We start from the raw sequence: 20,442 nt of genomic DNA on the forward strand, positions 1-20,442 counted from the left end.
AACTAGGTGCAAATGGTTGCAATTGGTGCAGGGTTTAGTTGGTTTTTAATTTAAACTTCTTTGAAAAATTAAAGAAATCAAAATATAATAAATTATTACTAATGGAATTCCTGTGATTCCGAAAATAACTAATAGTAAAACGGCGCCGATTAGTAAAGCCAATTTCGGGTAATTGTCTTCCAATTTCATGGATTTGAATTTCATGGCAATCATTTTTATGGGAGAAATTAAAAGCCAAGAAGAAATTGTGGTGAAAATAATTAACAATAAAGGATTTTCAAACAAAAACTTGAAGCTTTCCTGTTCCAAAAAAGCATAAAACAATCCAAAAACCAAAATCGTGTTTGAAGGCGTATTCAAACCTTTAAAATAATATTTCTGCTCTTCATCCAAATTGAAAATGGCCAATCTCAAACAGGAAAAAAGCGTGATAAAAAGTCCCAAATATTTTAGTTCAAAAGGAATTCCGATTCCCCAGATTTGATTTCCAAATGGTTCCAACGCTTTATACATCACGATTCCTGGAAGTAATCCGAAACTTACCATATCTGCAAGCGAATCGAGTTGAACGCCCAATTGCGAATTCGACTTCATCGCTCTCGCTACAAATCCATCGAAAAAATCGAGAATTAATGAAAGAATGATGCAAATCGCTGTGACTTTGTAATCTCCTGTAATCAAATGAATTACACCAATACTTCCCGAAAATAGATTCGCCAAGGTAAAAGCGTTCGCCAAATTGTTTTTAATGAAATTCATGGAAGCAAAAGTAGTGAATTTGGATGGATGTTGGTTGTTGGATGCAGGAAGTCTTTTTTTACGAATTGTAAAAAACAAAAACTCAAAACCAATTAGTACCCATTGCAACCTTCAACAATCTGTACCAAAAAAATCGAATGTAATCTAAATGTGAATTTAATGTAAATTTGCAGAATTATTTTTGAAAATTTTTCGATGAAGGAATTGAGGTTTCGGGAAATTACTGCGCTGATTTACAGGTTGTTTTTGGCTTTCTTTTTTTATCAGATTGCACGTTTTCTGTTTTGGATTTTTAATAGGGATTTGATTAAAGTCGAGTCCGTTTCCGATTATTTTAATTTGGCTTATCATGGAACAGCTTTCGACACCACTGCGATTTTTTATGTCAATTCGCTGTTTATTTTATTGAGTTTGATTCCGGTTATCATCAACACGAAACCTTATTATCAGAAATTTCTTTTTTGGTTGTACTTCATCATGAACGGAATTGCATACGGAATGAATTTTGGCGATTTTGTGTATTATAAGTTCTCTCAAGCACGACTCACCAGTGCAGCGATGCACGTCGCACAACACGAAAGCAATTTGGGAAGAATATTTTTTACTTCAATTTTAGAACATCCTTTCGTTATTTTTTGGTTTGGATTTTTGATGTTTTTGTGGGTTTTCCTTTACAAAAAAGTGAAAGTTGAAGAATTTAAACCGAAAAGAGAATGGGTTTATTTTGTTTCATCCATCGTCACTTTATGCATCACCGCTATTTTGGTTGTAGGCGGAATTCGAGGGGATTTCAAACATTCAACACGACCGATAAATTTGGTGGATGCCAATAAATTTGTGAAAAATCCGTTGCAGGCAAATATTGTTTTAAACAGTGTTTTTTCCTTTTTTCGAACCATTGGGACCAACAATTTTGAGGAAGTTCATTTCGTGGAACAAAAGTTTATTGACGAAAATATTCATCCTTACAAACTTTATAAAAGAGAAAACGTAGAACCAAAACCCAATATTGTGATTTTCATTCTTGAAAGTTTTGCGAAAGAATATTCGGGAGCTTTTAACAGAAATACGGAAATTAAAAATTTTGTTTCTTACACCCCATTTTTCGACAGTTTGGCGACACAGAGCTTGATTGCGACCAATGCTTTTGCCAATGGAAGACAGTCCATTCACGGAATGAGTTCTGTTTTGGCGGGAATTCCGAGTTTGAAAGATGCGTTTACAAGTTCGCCTTATTCCAATCAAAAAATCCAGTCGATTGTTTCGGTTTCCAATGAAATGGGTTATGATACCTCATTTTTTCATGGCGCTCCCAATGGTTCCATGGGATTTCAAGGGTTTGGGAATATTTTGGGTTTCAAACATTATTACGGAAAAGATGAATATAATAACGATGCGGATTTCGATGGAATGTGGGCAATTTGGGACGAACCGTTTTTTCAATATTTTGCGAGAACTCTGAATCAGAAGAAATCCCCGTTTATGGCGACGATGTTTTCTGCTTCTTCACACCATCCGTTTAAAGTTCCTGAAAAATACGAGGGAAAATTCAAAAAGGGAACTTTAGAAATTCACGCACCGATTCAGTACACCGATTATTCGATTAAGAAATTCTTTGAAACCGCTAAAAAAATGCCGTGGTATAACAATACGATTTTCGTTTTAGTGGCGGATCACACCAACCAAGTTGCTTATCCTGAATACGAGAAAGCAATCAACCGATTTGCCGTCCCGATTCTTTTCTATTCTCCAAATCCGAAGTATAATTTAAAAGGAGAAATTAACGAACCTGCTCAACAGATGGATATTTATCCCACTTTGGCAGATTTGATGGGTTACAATAAACGGATCAGAAGTTGGGGCAGAAGTTTGGTTTCCGAGGATAAAAATTATATGATTGTGAATTCGGATTCCATCAACGAGCAGTTCATGATTGGGAATTATATCTATCTATTTGATGGAAAAAATGTGACGGGAATCTATGATATCAATGATAAAGGTTTGGAAAAAAACCTCATTAATTCTGTTAAAAATGAAGAAATTGAAAAAGGAATTCTGCGGTGTAAAGCTTGGTATCAAGATTATATGTATCGGGTGATTAACCGGAAGTTGGAGTAATCTAATTAAGCTGTAATAATATATGGCAAGGATAAACAAGGATTTTTTCTAAAAATAATGTTGGTTTTAAGCTATACAAAGGCGCTAACGCTTATTTTTCAGCGAAACAAAGAGAAGTTGCTGTAAATCCAAAGTTCCTTTTTTTGTTCTAAAAAAAGATTTCATTTCGCAAGTCTCCTTATTAATTCTCCATTTTTTAAATCATTCAACAATAAAACTAAACCATTGTTTAATTCCTAAAATTATCGGTGTCTCTTTTGTAAGTTATGATGTGAATAGCAAAAAATTTGCTGTTTAACTTTTTTTAATTACTTTTATCCAACCTAAAAATTAAAGTAATTTTAAAATGAAATCGCCAGCAAAATCTTCAAAAAGATTTGACACAAGGCGATTATATGTCACCCAAAAAAAAATAAAATTTTTGATATGAAAAAAATAGCTTTCGCTTTCGTTGCCTTATTTTTCGCAACACTTTCTTATGCACAAATCGAAGGAAAATGGAAGACCATTGACGACGAAACGGGTAAACCAAAATCAATCGTAGAGATTTATAAAAAATCAGACGGTAAATATTATGGTAAAATTGTTCAACTTCTTATTAAACCTGAACACAATACCTGTGTTGATTGTTCTGATGATAGAAAAAACAAACCCTTAATTGGATTGGAAATTATTAGAGGACTTTCTAAAAATGGGAATGAATTTTCCGGAGGTACCATCGTTAATCCTAAAGGTGGAAAAGAATACGGTTGCAAAATCACCAGAAGTGGAGATAAATTAAATGTAAAAGGTTCATTGAAGAGTCTTTCATTTATTGGGAAAACCCAAACTTGGCATGCGGTAAAATAATTTTCTGAATAAACTTTGAAAAGAGCAACTCGAAAGAGTTGCTTTTTTTATGAGGCATTGGCTAAGAAATTTGTAAAAAAATCTTTACTTTTGTACTCTAATTTTTCAAGGATATGGAATATACTTTTCGTGAAGTGATTTGTCAGGCAATGAGCGAGGAAATGCGCAAAGACGAGTCAATTTATTTAATGGGTGAAGAAGTTGCAGAATATAACGGTGCCTACAAAGCCTCAAAAGGAATGCTCGATGAATTCGGTCCGAAAAGAGTGATTGACACGCCGATTGCGGAACTTGGTTTTACAGGAATTGCGGTAGGTTCGGCGATGAACGGAAACCGGCCGATTGTGGAATTCATGACGTTCAACTTTTCTTTGGTGGGGATTGACCAAATTATCAACAACGCGGCAAAAATCCGTCAGATGAGCGGTGGTCAATGGAACTGCCCAATCGTTTTCCGTGGTCCGACTGGTTCTGCGGGACAATTAGGAGCAACTCACTCACAAGCTTTGGAATCTTGGTACGCCAACTGTCCGGGATTAAAAGTGGTGGTTCCATCAAATCCTTACGACGCTAAAGGACTTTTGAAATCAGCGATTCAAGACAACGATCCAGTAATTTTTATGGAATCTGAGCAAATGTATGGAGACAAAATGGAAATTCCTGAAGAAGAATATTACATCCCACTCGGGAAAGCAGACATCAAGAAAGAAGGAAAAGACGTGACTTTGGTTTCTTTCGGAAAAATCATGAAGTTAGCAATTCAGGCAGCTCAAGATTTGGAAAAAGAAGGGATTTCTGTAGAAGTAATTGATTTAAGAACAGTTCGTCCTTTGGATTACGATACGGTTTTGGCTTCGGTTAGGAAAACCAACAGACTCGTTATTTTAGAAGAAGCTTGGCCATTTGCAAGCGTAGCTTCGGAAATTACGTATATGGTTCAGCAAAAAGCATTCGATTATTTGGATGCGCCAATCAAGAGAATTACAACTCCGGATGCACCTGCGCCGTATTCCGCTGCACTTTTCGCAGAATGGTTCCCGAAATTGGACAAAGTGAAAGAGGAAATCAAAAAAGCACTTTACATCAAAGCATAAATTGTAAAACTCTCGAAAGGGAGTTTTTTTGTTTTAAGACAAAAAAATCTTCTGATAAAATTTTCAGAAATGATTTTTAATTTAAATTTGCACGATTAAATCTTACCTGTAATGGCAGAAATCACAGAAGGCGGTCATCATTTCGATACCAAAAAACTCACCGCAATGGGAGTTTTAGTTTCACTCGGGATTGTTTTTGGAGACATCGGAACGTCGCCGCTTTATGTAATGAAAGCGATAGTAAACGCTTTTAAAGGTGGATCTGCAATGCCTTTCGACGAGTATATTGAAGGCGCACTGTCCTGCATTATTTATACTTTAACTTTTCAGACCACCATAAAATATGTTATCATTGCTTTAAAAGCAGATAACAAAGGTGAAGGTGGAATTCTTTCACTTTATTCTTTAGTGAAAAGATTGAAGAAAAAATGGCTTTATGTCATTGCGATTATTGGTGCATCAACTTTGGTTGCGGACAGTGTGATTACGCCTTCGTTAACAGTAATGTCGGCTGTTGAAGGGTTGAAAATTTTTAGTCCCAATACGCCGGTTGTAGCAATAACGCTCGTGATTTTAGCCATTGTATTTTTTGTTCAGCAATTCGGGACTGCTTCTATTGGTAAATTTTTCGGTCCTGTGATGGTGACGTGGTTTTTGGTTTTAGGAATTTCAGGATCGGTGCATATTTTTGATCATATCGATATTTTAAAGGCATTTAATCCCTATTACGCTTATAATTTGATTACCCATTCGCCGAGTGCAATTATAATCATGGGTGCAGTTTTCCTTTGTACAACAGGGGCGGAAGCACTTTATTCCGATCTTGGTCACTGCGGAAAACAAAATATCCGAGTAAGTTGGGGTTTTGTAAAAGTGATGCTGATTCTTAATTATTTAGGACAAGGAGCTTGGCTTTTGGATAACTATCACAAAGTTGCAGAAGGGGTGAATCCAATATTTGGAATTTTACCGGAATGGGCTGTTTTACCGGGCGTAATTTTAGCAACAGCAGCTGCAATCATTGCGAGTCAATCAGTAATTACCGGAGCTTTCACGATGTTTTCTGAAGCGATGTCTGTTACTTTTTGGCCAAATCAACAGATTGATTATCCGTCAGGAATCAAAGGTCAAATGTACATTCCAAGAGTTAATTGGGGTTTAATGGCGCTTTGTTTTATGGTGGTAATTTATTTTCAGAAATCTGAAGCAATGGAAGCTGCATACGGTTTAACAATTACCGTTACGATGTTGATGACGACAATTTTGCTGTTTTTTTGGTTGCGCAGGACGAAGGCCTACAAATATTTTGCAGTTGGCTTCATCATCGTTTACCTTTCCATTGAACTTGGATTTTTCTACGCCAATGTGATTAAATTTTTCGACGGTGGTTGGTTAACGATGGTTCTCGGCGGATTTATCGCAGTTTGTATGTATGCTTGGTATAACGGAAGATTGATTAAAGCTAAATTCATCAAATTCATTAAACTTGATAAATATGTTCCTGTGATCAAAGAGCTGAAATTGGATGAAACCATTCCAAAATATGCAACCAATCTTGCTTTTCTGAGCCGCGCCAAGAGAGAAGATGAAATTGAAGCCAAAATTATCTATTCCATTTTAAGAAAACAGCCGAAAAGAGCCGATCATTATTTCATCTTAAATATTGTCAATCAGGAAGATCCATACACTTTTAAATACAATGTGGATGAAATTATGCCTGGAACAATTTACCGTGTAAACTTCCTTTTAGGTTTTAAAATTGACCGCAGGATCAACGATTATTTTGACCAAGTTTTAAGCGATTTGATGGAAGAAGATGTGATTCCGTCAAGAAGTCCGCATCCTTCTTTGAGAGCGCACAATGTTCCGCCTGATTTAAAATACGTCATCATTGACAATACTTACATTAACGATACTTTGTTGACGGTGAAAGAAAAACTCACGCTCAACATATATAATTTCGTAAAGTATATCGGAAGTGACGATTTCAAAGCTTGGGGAGTTTCGCCGCACAATGTGGTGGTAGAATCTGCGCCGCTTCTGGATCAGAAAATTGTGACCAAAAAAATTCAGCAGGTAGATTTTAAGCATTATCGTTCCTAAAAATTTTATTCGAAATAGTTTGAATTTGTTTGAAATGGTTTGAAATTGTTTCTCGTTTCCTGCATCCAACACCCATCACCAAACTTCCAACTTTTTTCAATAAATTTGCCTATATTTAATGCAATGGATCCGAAACAGAAAGAACTCAATATTACCACCATAAAGGAAGTTTTAAGGCAATATCTTCAGGAAAAAGGATTTCGGAATACGCCCGAAAGATACACCATCCTTGAAGAAATTTACAATATGGAACACCACTTCAACGTGGATGACCTCTATATTTTGATGATGCAGAAAAAGTATCACGTTTCCAAAGCCACTATTTACAACACTATCGAAATATTCTTGGATGCTGGATTGATCAGAAAACATCAATTTGGCGAAAAAACACTTACTTCTTCTTCTTATGAAAAATCGTATTTTGACAAACAGCACGACCATCTGGTGATTTACAAGAAAGATTCCGACAAGGAAATTGAGGAAATCATCGAATTCTGTGATCCTAGAATTCAGGGAATTAAGGAGGCGATTGAAGCTGCTTTTGGCGTAAATATTGATTCGCACTCACTTTACTTCTACGGAACCAAAAAAGATTAATGCAAAAATTTTTCATTTTACTTCTGTTCTCTACTGTTCAGATTTTTGCTCAAATTAATACGCAGCCGAAAGATGTTTTGGTGAAAGATCCGTATTTCAATGCGCCACAAAATGCGCAGCAAGGTGCAAAAGTGCGTTTAATTCACTCCGATTTTTTTCAGAAAACCCCTGATAAATATAACGGGAATCCATACTTCTCGGGAAATGTGCAGTTCGAGCATCAAGGTTCTCTGCTATCTGCGGATGAGGTAATTTTTTATCAGGAACAAAATTTCGTGAAAGCGATTGGAAACGTAAAACTCCAAAATTCCGACGGTTCTGTGATCACTTCAGGTGAAATGGAATACGACGGAAATACTCAAAAAGGAATCGCAAGAAAAAATGTGGTTCTCACCGATCCAAAACAAACCATCAAAACGGAAACAATGTATTACGACAGAGTTTCCAATAAAGCGTATTTCAACACGGGTGGAACAATTTCCGACGCAACCAACACGATGTACACCAAATCGGCAACGTATGATTTGAACACAAAAATGATCGACTTTACAGGAAATGTGAAAATCAACAATCCTGAATACACCGTTGAAGGAACCAACATCAAACAAAATCAAAATACCAACACTGCAGATTTTTTCGGTCCCACTACGATTACGAACAAAAAGAATCCTTCAAATTACGTTTTTACGGAAAGAGGTTCCTATAACATGAATTCTAAAGAAGTGTATTTGAAGAAAAATTCCCGCATTCATTACAATGGAAAAATTCTCACAGGTGATGATATGTATTTCAACCAAATCACAGGTTTTGGAAAAGCAACAGGAAATGTAACTTTACGAGACCCGAAAGAAAGACGGTATATGAAAGGAGGTTACGGCGAAATCTACGAGAAGAAAGATTCCGCCATGATGACCGAAAAACCTTATGCCGTGAAAATTTTGGAAAAAGATTCCATGTATTTTTCAGCGCAGCGAATTTTGGCTTACCAGAAAATTGATGACAAAGACGCTTTAAAGAAAAAAAGTTTCCTTCGTGCCTATCGAAAAGCGAGAATGTTTAAATCCAACATTCAAGTTCGTGCTGATTCTTTAAGTTTTAATGAAACCGACGGAATTATGCACCTTTTCGGGAAACCAATTGCTTGGAGCGGAGAGAAACAGGTTACAGGAGATAAAATCGAAGCTTATTTCGATACCGAAAAAGAGTTCATCGATTCCTTAAAAGTGATAGGAAATGCTTTCGCCATCAGTAAAGCGGATTCTTTAAGTATGAAAGATGAATTCAATCAGGTGAAAGGAAAACTGATGACGGTTTATTACGACCAAAACGATATCAAACTCGCCAAAGTCATTGGAAATGCACAAGCAATTACTTATGCAGACGACCAAAACGAGAAAACCAAAGAAGTGGAGAGAATCGGTGTTACTCTGTCCACTTGCGGAACCATTGAAGCTGAATTTGAAGATAGAAAAGTTCAGATTATTTCCTGCAACATTGGTGCAAATACCGACATTTATCCCATGAGTAAAATATCGCGCGAGAAAAGATTCTTCCCCGATTTCAATTGGAACACCAAAGACCGACTACGAAAATGGCAAGACATTTTTCTGGAAACTCCCGATTATGAGGAAATAAAATACGAATCCGACGACAAACTTTTCAACGCCGCACAGAAAGCAATCGACGATGCAAAAGCAAAAGAAGAAGCGAAGAAACCGAAACGAGTGCGGAAGTAGTGTTGGTGAGTGGGTGAGCTTGTGAGTTTGTAGGGACAAGTCGTGAAACTTAACGAAGTGGTTCGACGAAGTCAATTGTCCAAAATCCGAAGGATTTTAAATAAAAATAATTTTGATTTGTAAGGAGCCACGAAGTGGCGACATCAACAGCAAAGGGTGAAGCCCTTTGTAAAATAGAACGAGTTTTTTTAAGAGCCACGAAGTGGCGACATCAACAGCAAAGGGTGAAGCCCTTTGTAAAATAGGACGAATTTTTTTAAGAGCCACGAAGTGGCGACATCAACAGCAAAGGGTGAAGCCCTTTGTAAAATAGGACGAATTTTTTTAAGAGCCACGAAGTGGCGACATCAACAGCAAAGGGTGAAGCCCTTTGTAAGGTAGAACGAATTTTTTTAAGAGCCACGAAGTGGCGACATCAACAGCAAAGGGTGAAGCCCTTTGTAAATAGGACGAATTTTTTTAAAAGCCACGAAGTGGCGACAGCAACAGCAAAAGGTGAAGCCCCTTGTAAAATAGAACGAGTTTTTTTAAGAGGCACAAAGTGGCGACATCAACAGCAAAGGGTGAAGCCCCTTGTAAAATAGAACGAATTTTTTTAAGAGCCACGAAGTGGCGACATAAAAAAAATAAAACAATGTTCCCCAAAAATTTAACCATTTATTCATAACGAATCTAACTGCAACCTGCACCAATTGCACCCTGCAGCCATTTACATTAAAAAACAAATGAATTCCGATTTTTTTAAATATCAAGCACAAACCACCCAGTTCGCCGCAGGTTTTGAAGTAGAAAAAGCCGAAGGAAACTACATCTACGGAAACGATGGCAAAAAATACCTCGATTTTGTGGCGGGAGTTTCTGCGAATACTTTGGGACATTCCCACCCAAAAATTGTGGATGCCATAAAAACGCAGGCCGAAAAATACCTTCACGTCATGGTTTACGGCGAATATGCGCAAGAAATGCCTGTAAAACTTTGCAAACTTTTAGCCGAAGCAACTCCTGAACCTTTAGAAGTCACCTATCTTGTAAACAGCGGTGCAGAAGCAATCGACGGAAGTTTAAAACTTGCCAAAAGATATACAGGAAGAGAAGAAATCATTTCCTTTAATAATTCTTATCATGGAAATACACACGGCGCTTTGTCGGTTTCGGGAAATGAATACCATAAACGTGAGTTTCGTCCGCTTTTGCCGATGGTGAACTTTATTGAGTTCAATGACGAAAAGGATTTAGAGCAAATCACGGAGAAAACGGCGTGTGTTATTTTAGAAACCATTCAAGGTGCAGCAGGATTTCTTGTTCCTGAAAATAATTATTTGAAAAAATTGAAAAATCGTTGTGAAGAATTTGGAGCTTTATTGATTCTCGATGAAATTCAGCCCGGATTTGGAAGGACTGGAAAACTTTTTGCCTTCGAACATTACGGAATTGTTCCCGATATTTTGGTGATGGGAAAAGGAATGGGAGGCGGCGTTCCTGTTGGTGCTTTTATGAGTTCTCGAGAAATTATGGGATCACTTTCACATTCCCCGAAATTGGGCCATATCACGACTTTTGGTGGAAATCCTCTGATTGCGGCGGCAAGTTATGCGACTTTGAAGGAGGTTCTTGAAAGCGGTTTGATGAATGAGGTTGATAAAAAAGAAAGGTTGTTTCGAGAACTTTTGGTTCACCCGAAAATTAAAAATATCAACGGACGTGGTTTGATGTTGGCCGCAAATCTTGGTTCGCCTGAATATACCTTGGATGTTGCTAAACGCTGCATGGAAAAAGGTTTGATTGTTTTTTGGCAATTGTACCGAAACGAATATCTAAGAATTTCTCCGCCTTTGACGATTTCGGAAGAAGAAATTAAGAAAGGCTGTGCAATTATTTTGGAGGCTTTGGAGGAATAATTTTATAGGGAATATGCTTTGCGGTGAATTTGTTTCGCAGTGAATTTGAAAATTTTGATAAATTTTTAGTTTTGATGAAAAATTCCCGGTTCCAGCGAAGAGAATTGACCATTCACTTTCCGCAGGAAAAATTCACCGACGAAGTAGAATTGACCATCACTTCAAAATCGTCCCTTCAAAAAACAAACCACCTTTTCTCTCTAGCCCCGATCGCAGCGGAAATCCTTTTTGTTTTTCATTCGGTTTTGGTGATGGCAAAACAAAAAGATTGAAGCGGAGAGCGGGACCGCCTTTCGTAGAAGAAACTACTTTGTTGCTCCTCAATTTTTAAAGTATTTTCGGCGAAATATTTTGTGTATATCAGAAATAAATTTATATATTGCGACACATTAAAAAGTGAGCAATATGGCGAAAACGAAAGTGCAGTATGAGTTCCCAATGCACTGCCAATCAGAGATTTTGTACGAATATATGGCGAGTGCAGAAGGACTTTCGGAGTGGTTTGCGGATGAGGTGGTGGAAAAAGGCGACGATTTTTTCTTCAGTTGGAATAATGGTCCTGCGGAAAAGGCGACGCTGATTCGTTATAAGCCGGAAAGTTTCGTGCGTTTTCGTTGGGAAGAGGATGAAGGAACGAAAAATTTCTTCGAAATGACCATTGTGATTGATGATATTACTGAGGATTTGTCATTGAATATCACTGATTTTTGTGAGCCGGGTGATGAGGAAGAGAATGAATTGTATTGGGAAAATTTGATTGAAAATCTGCAAATTAAGCTCGGAGCAGCCTAGAAAACTTTAAAAACAAATAAACTTGATGGACGAATTTTCGTTCATTATTTTTTTAAACTAAATTCAAAATTATTTTGGAATCTTTTTTTACTTCAGGCGAATTTCAGTCGATAAACAGGGCGTTTTTATTTGGTGACGCGGTGAAGGTTTCTTTTTTTGTCCGCAGTTCAAAACTGATTATGGCGGAAGAATGCTACTTTTTCTTAATGGCGTCCATGCGAAAAATGAGGATGAACATTCCGCTGGATTATACGCTTGATTTTTTTCAGCAACTATTTCAGGAAAATGTGATTGATAAAGGGGTTTCCGATGGAATCATCCAATTTTTGGTGTATCGAAATTCAGATGAAAAGTTACTGTCGAAATCCGATGTTTTTTTTTATTTTGAAGTGAATGAATTGGATGATGTTTTGTCTTTTCAGAGGGATTTTGAAATGGATATGATTAAGGAAATCAATGTGAACAGTAATTTGTTGAGCAATATTCATGTTCATTGTGCGGAAAATATTTATGCGGAAATTTATGCAAAAGAAAATGATTTGGACGATGTGATTTTGCTGAATCCAAACAAAAGAATCGCAAGAAGTATTTTCGGAAACCTGCTTTTCTTGGAAGGAAATGTGATTAAAATTCCTAAAACTACAGAAGGAGCCTACATTTCTCCGTTGATGGAAAATTTTGTGACTTTCGTTCATAAACAAAACCTCGCAGAAATTCAGGAATGCGAAATGATTGGTTTTGAATCACAAAAAGCCGAGGAAATTTTGATGATTTCGGATGAGAAAGGAATTTTTCCGGTGTGTAAAATTAGAAATAAGAGTTTTGGAAAAGAACGTTTTTCTGAAATGATGGAGAAATGGAAAAGGAATTTTGAGTGAATTTCCTTCGGAGTAATTTCAAATTCATTAAACAACTTCTGATTTAGAAAAGTTCACCATTCACCGACGCAGTCCAATTCACTATTCACTTACGGGTGTCTTTAAACTTGGTTCCTGGTTCTTTACAAAAATTGACAAACCCGATAAACAACCTTGAAAGAAAGTCATTGACCGGGTTTTAGTTTTTTTAATTACCCCTAAAACGATATTATTTATCGAATAGTATTTCCTGGAATGCTAAATATTTGTTAAAGTTTTTGATGGAGAAAAACCTCGAATCCCGTGACTCGTAACTCGATCAGTTCATTGACACATCTTGCGGCGCATTGGCCCACAATAAAAACTCTCCGCCAAGATTTTGCATGATGTTTTTCCAAAGACTTTGGTCGCTCGAAGTGGTATAATCTAAATTGTAAACATCTACCACTGTCCACATTTTACGACGGATTTCGCCCTCTAACTGTTGTGCAGCCCAACCGGAATAACCCGAAAAAACTTTGATGTCGTTCACGGAAATTCGTTGCTCAATGATGGCGGAAACTACATTTTCAATGTCTTCTGTCAGATAAAATTCATCGGTGATTTCTGAGTAATTTTCGGTAATCGGTCGTCCTTTGCAGATGAAGAAAATTTTGTCGTTTTCCACAGGTCCGCCTTCGTAAACATCTACTTTAAAGCCGAAAATATCGAGAAGACGCGAACTCATATTGTTGTTCTTCTTATTTAAAATAAGTCCGAAAGCACCGTTCTCATTATGATCAACCACCAAAACAACGGAGCGGGAAAATATGTCGCCCGAAATATCCGGAGTGGAAATTAAAATTTTACCTTTGTAAGAATAATTCATCTGAAATGTGCGGTCAAATAAAAAACCCGTCATTCAAATGTAATAAAAATATTAATGGAAAACCTGCACGACAACCGAAAAGTTTACGAAAAATCCCAACTTCTTGAAAATCAAATCAAAGAAAATCCCATCGAACAATTTCGGGATTGGTTTTTGGATGCGCAGGAAAATCCCAATATTTCAGAAGCCAATGCAATGGCGATTTCAACGCTTGAAAATGACGGCTGTCCGAGAACGAGAATGGTTTTGCTGAAGTCTTATGATTGGAACGGCTTCACGTTCTACACCAATTACGAAAGCCGAAAAGGAAAAGCAATCGAGAACAATCACAAAGCCTGTCTTCATTTTTTTTGGCCGGCTTTGGAAAGACAAATCATCATTAAAGCTGATTTAGAAAAAGTTCCCGAAAATATTAGTGACGGTTATTTTCAATCGCGACCAAAAGGAAGTCAGCTTGGAGCGAGAGTTTCTCCCCAAAGTCAGGTCATTCCGAACAGAGAATTTTTGGAAGAAAAACTAAAAAATTTAGAAAAAGAATTTGAAGGAAGAGAAATTCCACGTCCGCAAAATTGGGGCGGTTATCTCGCAAAACCGTATGAAATCGAATTTTGGCAGGGAAGACCAAACCGTCTTCACGATAGGATTTTGTATGAACTGCAGGAAGATTACGATTGGAAGATTTCCAGATTGGCGCCATGATTGGGCTTGAGGGTTTGAGAGTGGGAGAGTTTGAGAGATTTATTATTTGAGTGATTGAGTATTTTAGTGAAACTCTTATTATTTTTAAAACAAAGTTTAAATAAATAATTTGTCACAACCTGAACCTTAGTTTCAAACTACAGCAACGAATCACGAAACTGGTATCCCGAATCTCACATCTCGATCACAAAAAAAACCCCGCCATTGTGGACTGCCCCCAAAAAGTTAGACACTTTTTAGGGGCATTTTTATTATGGGAGAATCAAAGTATAGTTTAGAATTTAAGGTGAGTTGTGTGGAGAAGATTAAGAAAAATGATCTGTCGATCCACTCTTTGGCACAGGAAGTAGGTTTGGATGCGACGGTTGTTCGCAAATGGAAAAGGTTTTATGATTTGTACGGAATTGAAGGACTGCAACGCAGAAGCAATCGCCGTTATGACGTAAAATTTAAGTTAAGAGTTTTGGAAACGATCAAGGCACAAGACTTATCTCTAAAGCAAGCTGCTGCACGGTTTAATATCGCTGCAGAATCCAGCATCACCAATTGGCGGAGCGCTTACGAAAAAAGTGGTATTTTAGGGTTACAGAATAAACCCAAAGGAAGACCAGCAATTATGAGCGATTACCAACGTAAAAAGAAAAAGTCTGGCAAACCATTGACCAGGGAAGAAGAATTGTTACTGGAAAATGAAAGACTGCGAGCCGAAATCGATTTTCTAAAAAAGTTAGACGCCTTAACTCTCAAAAAGAACAAGCAAAAGCCATCGAAGAGTTAAGGCCTAAATACAATCTGTCCGTATTATTGGATTGTACCGGGATGGCGAGAAGCAGTTTCTATTATCATCAAAACAAGGCTCAAACCGACAAATATTCGGACGTAAAAACAATGATAAAACAGATTTATCATCAACACAAAGGAAGGTTTGGATACCGGCGTATTACTTTGACAATGAGAGATAAAGGAATTATTATCAATCATAAAACAGTATTGAGATTAATGAAATCGCTAGGACTGAAAAGCATTATACGGGTAAAGAAATACAAATCTTACCGTGGAGAACAAGGAAAAATAGCACCCAATATTTTGAAAAGAAATTTCAAAGCCGACCAGCCGAACACGAAGTGGGCAACCGATGTAACGGAATTTAATGTCTCGGGAAATAAGCTCTATTTATCTCCGATAATCGATTTATTCAACGGTGAAATCATCAGCTATAATCTCTCAGAAAGGCCTGTCTTTGCACAGATTACAGATATGCTGAAAAAGGGTTTAAAGAAAATTAAAAATACAGAAAACATCATTTTACATTCAGACCAAGGTTGGCAATATCAAATGAAAGCTTATCAAAATATATTAAAAGAAAAAGGAATTGTTCAAAGTATGTCCCGAAAAGGGAACTGTCTGGACAATGCCATAATCGAAAATTTCTTCGGAACATTGAAGTCTGAAATGTTTTATACCAAAAAGTTTGGTTCTATCGACGAACTCAGGAAAGAAATAAAAGAATACATTGATTATTACAACAACGACAGAATAAGGCTTAATTTAAAAGGAAAGAGCCCGGTACAGTACCGAACTCTTTCCTTTAATAATATTGTTTAATTTTGTCTAAACTTTTGGGTGCAGTCTATTGACGAGGTTTTATTTTCAATATAATCGAGCGATTATTTTTTCTTAGCACCCATAACTGCACCAGCTAAATCAGCACCAGCTTTAAACTTAGCAACTTTTTTAGCAGCAATTTTGATTGGTTTTTTAGTTGCAGGGTTGATTCCTTGTCTTGCAGCTCTTTCAGCAACAGAGAACGTACCGAAACCTACCAAAGAAACTTTTCCGTCTTTTTTCTTCAAAGTAGAAGTTACGTTAGAAATGAAAGATTCAAGTGCAGCTTTTGCAGCAACTTTTGTGATGTTCGCATCTTTTGCGATTGCGTCGATTAATTCAGACTTGTTCATAATATAAATTATTAAGGTTAGTTTTAATGTTAAAGCAAATATAAAACAATTTTGATATTGCGCAAATTTTTTCTGAAAATTTAATCAAAAATTGATAAAAATCTTGAAATTAACAGAAAGTTAAAAATTCACTGCCCTGCATAAAATCAACGTTTCAGAACGCCAAAATCGTGCCAATGCCCTTATTTATCGACATTTATTGTGAAATTGATATGGTAAAGTAAAAATTGTGAATTATTGAATTTCATACAATTTTTTAGATTATTATTGTAAATTCTTATTATATATTGTAGTAACGGCCAATTGCATTCAAGATTTAACTTATTTTTTTGCAAATCATTTTAATTATTTAAAAATAAATTTCTGCGCCGTTTTGATTAAAATAATTAAATTTGCGCCATGTTAATTGAAGTTTTCAAGTCAAAGATTCACAGGGTCCGTGTTACCGAATCAGACCTTAATTATATCGGAAGCATCACCATCGATGAAGACCTTTTGGAAGCTTCAGGAATTTTGGTGGGCGAAAGAGTGTATATTGTCAACGTAAACAACGGTGAACGTTTCGACACTTATGCCATTAAAGGAAAGCGAAAATCGGGCGAGATCTGTTTGAACGGACCCGCTGCAAGACGCGTCCAGAAAGGCGACATCATCATCATTATTTCCTACGCGCAAATGACTCCCGAAGAAGCAAAAACCTTCCAGCCGAAAATTATTTTCCCCGACGAAAAGACCAATCTTCTTACCTAATTGTTGAATTTTGGAAGAGAACAAAAAATCAAATCCTTTAAAAACCTTTCTCACCATCGCGATTTCATTGGCAATTGCAGCATTTTTTATGTGGCTCGCTGTGCGAGGTTTAGAATTTAAAAAAATCGCAGGATATTTCGCGAAAGCCAATTATTTGTGGGTATTTATTGCTGCGGTTTTTGGACTTTTAGCCTATTGGTTTCGTGCGATTCGGTGGAATCTTTTGTTGGAACCACTTGGTTATAAAATTTCAAACTCCAATTCATTATGGACGATTTCTTTCGGTTACTTAATGAATCTCACCATTCCCAGAAGTGGCGAATTAGCTCGTTCTACGGCACTTTTCGGGGTTGAAAAAGTTCCAGTTGAGAAATCTTTCGGAACCATTATCTTGGAAAGAGTGGTGGATTTGGTCTGTATGCTCGGATTTTTGGGATTGACTTTACTATTCAAATACGACGCAATTATTGCCTTCTATAAATACGTCACCGAAGAAAAGGGAAAAACTCCGGAACCACAATCTAACAATAAATTATTTCTTCTATTGGGAGCAGCGGTTGTTTTGGCGATTTTGTTTTTTGCTTTAAGAAAGAAGTTGCAGAAATTTCCACTTTACCAAAAAGTTGTAGATTTCGGAAAGGGAATTTTCCACGGCTTGACATCCATTTTTAAATTAAAACAGAAAGGGAAATTTATTTTGCTTTCGGTTGCGATTTGGGTTTGCTATTATTTGGCGGCATATCTCGTATGTTTCGCACTTCCCGAAACTTCTAATTTCACTATTGCGGATGGGTTTTTCATCATTGTGGTGGGAACTTTGGGGATGATGGTTCCCGCTTCTGGCGGAATCGGAGCTTTTCATTTTGCCTTGAAATTAGGAATTATGGCACTCTTTCTCTCTATGGGAAAAAATCCTGAAGAAGGCGGTGAAATTGGACTTTCCTATGCGTTTATTTCCCACACGATGCAAATGGTTATTATGATTGTGATGGGGATTATCTCGATTCCGATGCTTACAAAAGCGAGAAATGAGTTGGTAAAAAAGAAGGAATTCCAATAAAAATTTTGCCGCAAATTCACTAAAAAATTATTCGTGAATTCGTGGCAAAAATCTTTGTGTGCAGCGTAAAAATCTCTGTGATTTTGTGTTTAAATTATCCAAACGCACGCTTCAACAAACTCTCCACTTTGGGTTCGCGTCCACGGAAATTTTTGTACAGTTCCATCGGATCTTTTGTTCCACCAGAAGAAAGGAGGATTTTGTATTTCGCTGCAATTTCTAGATTGAAAATTCCGTTTTCTTTAAAATATTGAAATGCGTCTGCATCCAAAACTTCCGCCCATTTGTAGGAATAATATCCCGCGGAATAACCACCTTGAAAAATGTGTGAAAAACTTGTACTCATAATGGTTTCAGGATTTTTTGGATAGAGTTGAGTTTTTTCTGTAGTTTGGTCTTCAAACTCCTTTACACTCAAACGCTCCAACGCTCCAACTGCGGAATGATATGCCATATCCAAAATTCCAAATCCCAGTTGTCTTAAAGTTTGGTAACCTTCCATAAAATTTTTGGAATCCGAAATTTTCTGAATTTTTTCATCAGGTAAAACTTCGCCCGTTTCATAATGTTTAGCAAATGTTTTTAAGAATTCGGGTTCGTAACAATAGTTTTCTAAAAATTGTGATGGAAGTTCCACAAAGTCCCATTTCACAGAAGTTCCCGAAAGATTTGGATAAGTCGTATCCGCTAAAATTCCGTGCAGAGCGTGTCCGAATTCGTGGAAAAGCGTGGTCACTTCCTGGAAAGTTAATAAACTCGGCGTGTCGGAAGTAGGTTTAGAAAAATTGCAAACCACCGAAATGTGTGGACGAGAATTTTCGCCGTCTTTCTTGAACTGATTTTTAAAACTGGTCATCCAGGCTCCTGCACGTTTTCCTTTTCGGGGGTGATAATCGACGTATAAAATTGCTTTCAGCTTTTGGCTTTCAGCTTTCGGCGAATTACGTCGGACTTCGGACTTCGGACTTCCTACTTCAAACACTTCATAGGTTTTCACTTCCTCATGATACTTCTGAACATCGTGAACTTCCACAAACTCCAATCCGAAAAGTTGTCGAGCCAATCCGAAAACCGCTTCCTGAACTTTTTCTAAAGGAAAATAAGGTTTCAGTTCTTCATCATCGATATCGAATTTTTGCTTCCGTAGTTTTTCGGCGTAAAAAGCGTGGTCGTAGCTTTGCATCTCATCAATTCCATCGGATTTTGCTAAAGTTTTCAATTCTTCGATTTCCTTTTGTGCATAAGGTTTTGCCTTCACTAAAAGTTCATTCAAAAACGCTTGAACTTTATCGGGAGATTTTGCCATTCGTTCTTCCAAAACATAGTCTGCAAAGGATTTGTAGCCAAGAATTTGGGCTTTTTCCTGCTTTAGTTTGATAATCTCTTTAATCAAATTCTGATTGTCGAATTCATTCTTTTGAAATCCTTTTTTTCCGTTGGCTAAAGCAAGTTCCTTCCTCAACTCCCGATTTTCTGCATAAGTCATGAACGGAATGTAACTTGGGTATTGCAAAGTCACCACAAAACCTTCGAGATTCCTTTGCTTGGCTTCTTCACGGTATTGTTGCAGAATCGGTTCGGGAATTCCTGCCAAATCTTTTTCGTCTTTAATATGTTTGAAATAATTGTTCGTTTCCGCCAATACATTTTGACCAAACTGTAACGATTTTTTTGAAAGTTCGATGCTGATATTTTTGAATTTCTCTTTATCGGAATCGTTTAAAAGTGCTCCGCTTCTCACAAAACCTTTGTAAGTTTCATTCAAAAGCATCTGCTGTTCTTCGTTTAAATTTAAACCACCCCGATCTCGCCTTTGGCTCGACCACTCCTCCAAAGGAGGGGAATTCTGTTCATCAAAAACTTTTTTAATCTTTTTGAAAAGTTTTCCGTTTTGAGAGATCTTCGCTGAAAATTCTGTTAAAAGTGGCGAAACTTCCTGCGCAATTTTCTGGATTTCATCATTCGTCTCCGCAGAATTTAAATTGAAGAAAATGTTAGAAACCACATCCAATTTTTCGCCCGAATAAGCGAGTGCTTCAATCACGTTTTCAAAAGTGGGTTCATCTTGATTTTCAACTATATCGTTGATTTCCTTTTCAGAAATTTTGATGAGTTCTTGAAAGGCGGGAAGATAATGTTTTTCCTTAATCTCGTTGAAAGGTGCGGTATGATGAGGAGTTTTGAAATTTTCTAAAAGTGGGTTTTGCATAATTGTTTTTTAGTTGAACAAATTTAGTAATCTTTCAAGTAATTTTTATAATCTTGAGATGCAGGTGCAGGTTGTCAGGAAATTGTGGAATTGGT

The 20,442-nt window shown here is 36.9% G+C and carries 17 protein-coding genes and 1 pseudogene; 14 read left to right on the forward strand and 4 right to left on the reverse strand.

The window, feature by feature from the left end; genetic code table 11:
• Nucleotides 1–45: 45 nt before the first annotated feature.
• Complete coding sequence (locus J4771_RS12615; RefSeq protein WP_224137852.1) at nucleotides 46–759, reverse strand: CDP-alcohol phosphatidyltransferase family protein; 714 nt, start codon at nucleotides 757–759, stop codon at nucleotides 46–48.
• 195 nt (nucleotides 760–954) lie between these two features.
• On the opposite strand from J4771_RS12615, the gene J4771_RS12620 reads away from it, so the two are divergent.
• The 10 genes from J4771_RS12620 (at nucleotide 955) to J4771_RS12665 (ending at nucleotide 12,824) form a co-directional block, all read left to right on the forward strand.
• Nucleotides 955–2,877, forward strand: a complete 1,923-nt coding sequence (locus J4771_RS12620) for an LTA synthase family protein (protein WP_224135344.1) — start codon at nucleotides 955–957, stop codon at nucleotides 2,875–2,877.
• Between the two features lie 426 nt (nucleotides 2,878–3,303).
• Nucleotides 3,304–3,726: a DUF2147 domain-containing protein gene (locus J4771_RS12625; protein ID WP_224135345.1), complete on the forward strand. Its 423-nt coding sequence runs from the start codon at nucleotides 3,304–3,306 to the stop codon at nucleotides 3,724–3,726.
• 113 nt (nucleotides 3,727–3,839) lie between these two features.
• Complete coding sequence (locus J4771_RS12630; protein WP_224135346.1) at nucleotides 3,840–4,820, forward strand: pyruvate dehydrogenase complex E1 component subunit beta; 981 nt, start codon at nucleotides 3,840–3,842, stop codon at nucleotides 4,818–4,820.
• 111 nt (nucleotides 4,821–4,931) lie between these two features.
• Complete coding sequence (locus J4771_RS12635; RefSeq protein WP_224135347.1) at nucleotides 4,932–6,923, forward strand: KUP/HAK/KT family potassium transporter; 1,992 nt, start codon at nucleotides 4,932–4,934, stop codon at nucleotides 6,921–6,923.
• Nucleotides 6,924–7,046: 123 nt separating this feature from the next.
• Nucleotides 7,047–7,520 carry a Fur family transcriptional regulator gene (locus J4771_RS12640; RefSeq protein WP_224135348.1) on the forward strand — a complete coding sequence of 158 codons (474 nt, stop codon included), beginning with the start codon at nucleotides 7,047–7,049 and terminating at the stop codon, nucleotides 7,518–7,520.
• Nucleotides 7,520–9,256 carry an OstA-like protein gene (locus J4771_RS12645; protein WP_224135349.1) on the forward strand — a complete coding sequence of 579 codons (1,737 nt, stop codon included), beginning with the start codon at nucleotides 7,520–7,522 and terminating at the stop codon, nucleotides 9,254–9,256. Before J4771_RS12640 ends, J4771_RS12645 begins: the two co-directional genes overlap by 1 nt.
• 725 nt (nucleotides 9,257–9,981) lie before the next feature.
• Nucleotides 9,982–11,154: an aspartate aminotransferase family protein gene (locus J4771_RS12650; RefSeq protein ID WP_224135350.1), complete on the forward strand. Its 1,173-nt coding sequence runs from the start codon at nucleotides 9,982–9,984 to the stop codon at nucleotides 11,152–11,154.
• A 74-nt stretch (nucleotides 11,155–11,228) separates the two neighbouring features.
• Entirely contained in the window at nucleotides 11,229–11,426 is a 198-nt protein-coding gene (locus tag J4771_RS12655; RefSeq protein ID WP_224135351.1) for a hypothetical protein, read from the forward strand.
• A 133-nt stretch (nucleotides 11,427–11,559) separates the two neighbouring features.
• Nucleotides 11,560–11,946 (forward strand): START-like domain-containing protein, encoded by a 387-nt coding sequence (locus tag J4771_RS12660; RefSeq protein WP_224135352.1) that lies wholly within the window; start codon nucleotides 11,560–11,562, stop codon nucleotides 11,944–11,946.
• 71 nt (nucleotides 11,947–12,017) lie between these two features.
• Nucleotides 12,018–12,824, forward strand: a complete 807-nt coding sequence (locus tag J4771_RS12665) for an aminotransferase class IV (RefSeq protein ID WP_394369792.1) — start codon at nucleotides 12,018–12,020, stop codon at nucleotides 12,822–12,824.
• Between the two features lie 298 nt (nucleotides 12,825–13,122).
• On the opposite strand, the gene J4771_RS12670 is transcribed toward J4771_RS12665, so the two are convergent.
• Nucleotides 13,123–13,671: a YqgE/AlgH family protein gene (locus J4771_RS12670; protein WP_224135354.1), complete on the reverse strand. Its 549-nt coding sequence runs from the start codon at nucleotides 13,669–13,671 to the stop codon at nucleotides 13,123–13,125.
• A 54-nt stretch (nucleotides 13,672–13,725) separates the two neighbouring features.
• Between J4771_RS12670 and pdxH the strand changes: the two genes are divergently transcribed.
• A complete protein-coding gene (gene pdxH / locus J4771_RS12675; RefSeq protein WP_224135355.1) occupies nucleotides 13,726–14,370 on the forward strand; it encodes a pyridoxamine 5'-phosphate oxidase in 645 nt (214 codons plus the stop codon).
• Nucleotides 14,371–14,623: 253 nt separating this feature from the next.
• Nucleotides 14,624–15,975 (forward strand): annotated as a pseudogene (locus tag J4771_RS13340) (IS3 family transposase).
• Between the two features lie 62 nt (nucleotides 15,976–16,037).
• Here the strand turns inward: J4771_RS13340 and J4771_RS12690 are convergent.
• The gene (locus J4771_RS12690) at nucleotides 16,038–16,328 is read right to left on the reverse strand and encodes an HU family DNA-binding protein (protein ID WP_088469993.1); all 291 of its coding nucleotides are present in this window, start codon (nucleotides 16,326–16,328) and stop codon (nucleotides 16,038–16,040) included.
• 399 nt (nucleotides 16,329–16,727) lie between these two features.
• Between J4771_RS12690 and panD the strand changes: the two genes are divergently transcribed.
• Both panD and J4771_RS12700 read left to right on the forward strand, forming a co-directional pair.
• Nucleotides 16,728–17,078 (forward strand): aspartate 1-decarboxylase, encoded by a 351-nt coding sequence (panD, locus tag J4771_RS12695; RefSeq protein WP_224135356.1) that lies wholly within the window; start codon nucleotides 16,728–16,730, stop codon nucleotides 17,076–17,078.
• A gap of 10 nt (nucleotides 17,079–17,088) precedes the next feature.
• A complete protein-coding gene (locus tag J4771_RS12700) occupies nucleotides 17,089–18,138 on the forward strand; it encodes a lysylphosphatidylglycerol synthase transmembrane domain-containing protein (protein ID WP_224135357.1) in 1,050 nt (349 codons plus the stop codon).
• A gap of 94 nt (nucleotides 18,139–18,232) precedes the next feature.
• Here J4771_RS12700 and J4771_RS12705 read toward each other — a convergent pair whose 3' ends face one another.
• Nucleotides 18,233–20,347, reverse strand: coding sequence for a M3 family metallopeptidase (locus J4771_RS12705; RefSeq protein WP_224135358.1), 2,115 nt, complete (start codon nucleotides 20,345–20,347; stop codon nucleotides 18,233–18,235).
• Nucleotides 20,348–20,442: the final 95 nt, after the last annotated feature.

The organism is Candidatus Kaistella beijingensis, assembly GCF_020084865.1.
GTDB classification, from domain to species: domain Bacteria; phylum Bacteroidota; class Bacteroidia; order Flavobacteriales; family Weeksellaceae; genus Kaistella; species Kaistella beijingensis.

Bases quoted from the DNA above. Each gene is read 5' to 3' on its own strand.
- J4771_RS12640 (WP_224135348.1), top strand. From the start codon at position 7,047: ATGGATCCGAAACAGAAAGAACTCAATATTACCACCATAAAGGAAGTT.
- J4771_RS12620 (WP_224135344.1), top strand. From the start codon at position 955: ATGAAGGAATTGAGGTTTCGGGAAATTACTGCGCTGATTTACAGGTTG.
- J4771_RS12670 (WP_224135354.1), bottom strand. From the start codon at position 13,671: ATGAATTATTCTTACAAAGGTAAAATTTTAATTTCCACTCCGGATATT.
- J4771_RS12615 (WP_224137852.1), bottom strand. From the start codon at position 759: ATGAATTTCATTAAAAACAATTTGGCGAACGCTTTTACCTTGGCGAAT.
- panD (WP_224135356.1), top strand. From the start codon at position 16,728: ATGTTAATTGAAGTTTTCAAGTCAAAGATTCACAGGGTCCGTGTTACC.
- J4771_RS12625 (WP_224135345.1), top strand. From the start codon at position 3,304: ATGAAAAAAATAGCTTTCGCTTTCGTTGCCTTATTTTTCGCAACACTT.
- J4771_RS12645 (WP_224135349.1), top strand. From the start codon at position 7,520: ATGCAAAAATTTTTCATTTTACTTCTGTTCTCTACTGTTCAGATTTTT.
- J4771_RS12650 (WP_224135350.1), top strand. From the start codon at position 9,982: ATGAATTCCGATTTTTTTAAATATCAAGCACAAACCACCCAGTTCGCC.
- J4771_RS12635 (WP_224135347.1), top strand. From the start codon at position 4,932: ATGGCAGAAATCACAGAAGGCGGTCATCATTTCGATACCAAAAAACTC.
- J4771_RS12690 (WP_088469993.1), bottom strand. From the start codon at position 16,328: ATGAACAAGTCTGAATTAATCGACGCAATCGCAAAAGATGCGAACATC.
- J4771_RS12660 (WP_224135352.1), top strand. From the start codon at position 11,560: ATGGCGAAAACGAAAGTGCAGTATGAGTTCCCAATGCACTGCCAATCA.
- J4771_RS12705 (WP_224135358.1), bottom strand. From the start codon at position 20,347: ATGCAAAACCCACTTTTAGAAAATTTCAAAACTCCTCATCATACCGCA.
- J4771_RS12655 (WP_224135351.1), top strand. From the start codon at position 11,229: ATGAAAAATTCCCGGTTCCAGCGAAGAGAATTGACCATTCACTTTCCG.
- J4771_RS12630 (WP_224135346.1), top strand. From the start codon at position 3,840: ATGGAATATACTTTTCGTGAAGTGATTTGTCAGGCAATGAGCGAGGAA.
- pdxH (WP_224135355.1), top strand. From the start codon at position 13,726: ATGGAAAACCTGCACGACAACCGAAAAGTTTACGAAAAATCCCAACTT.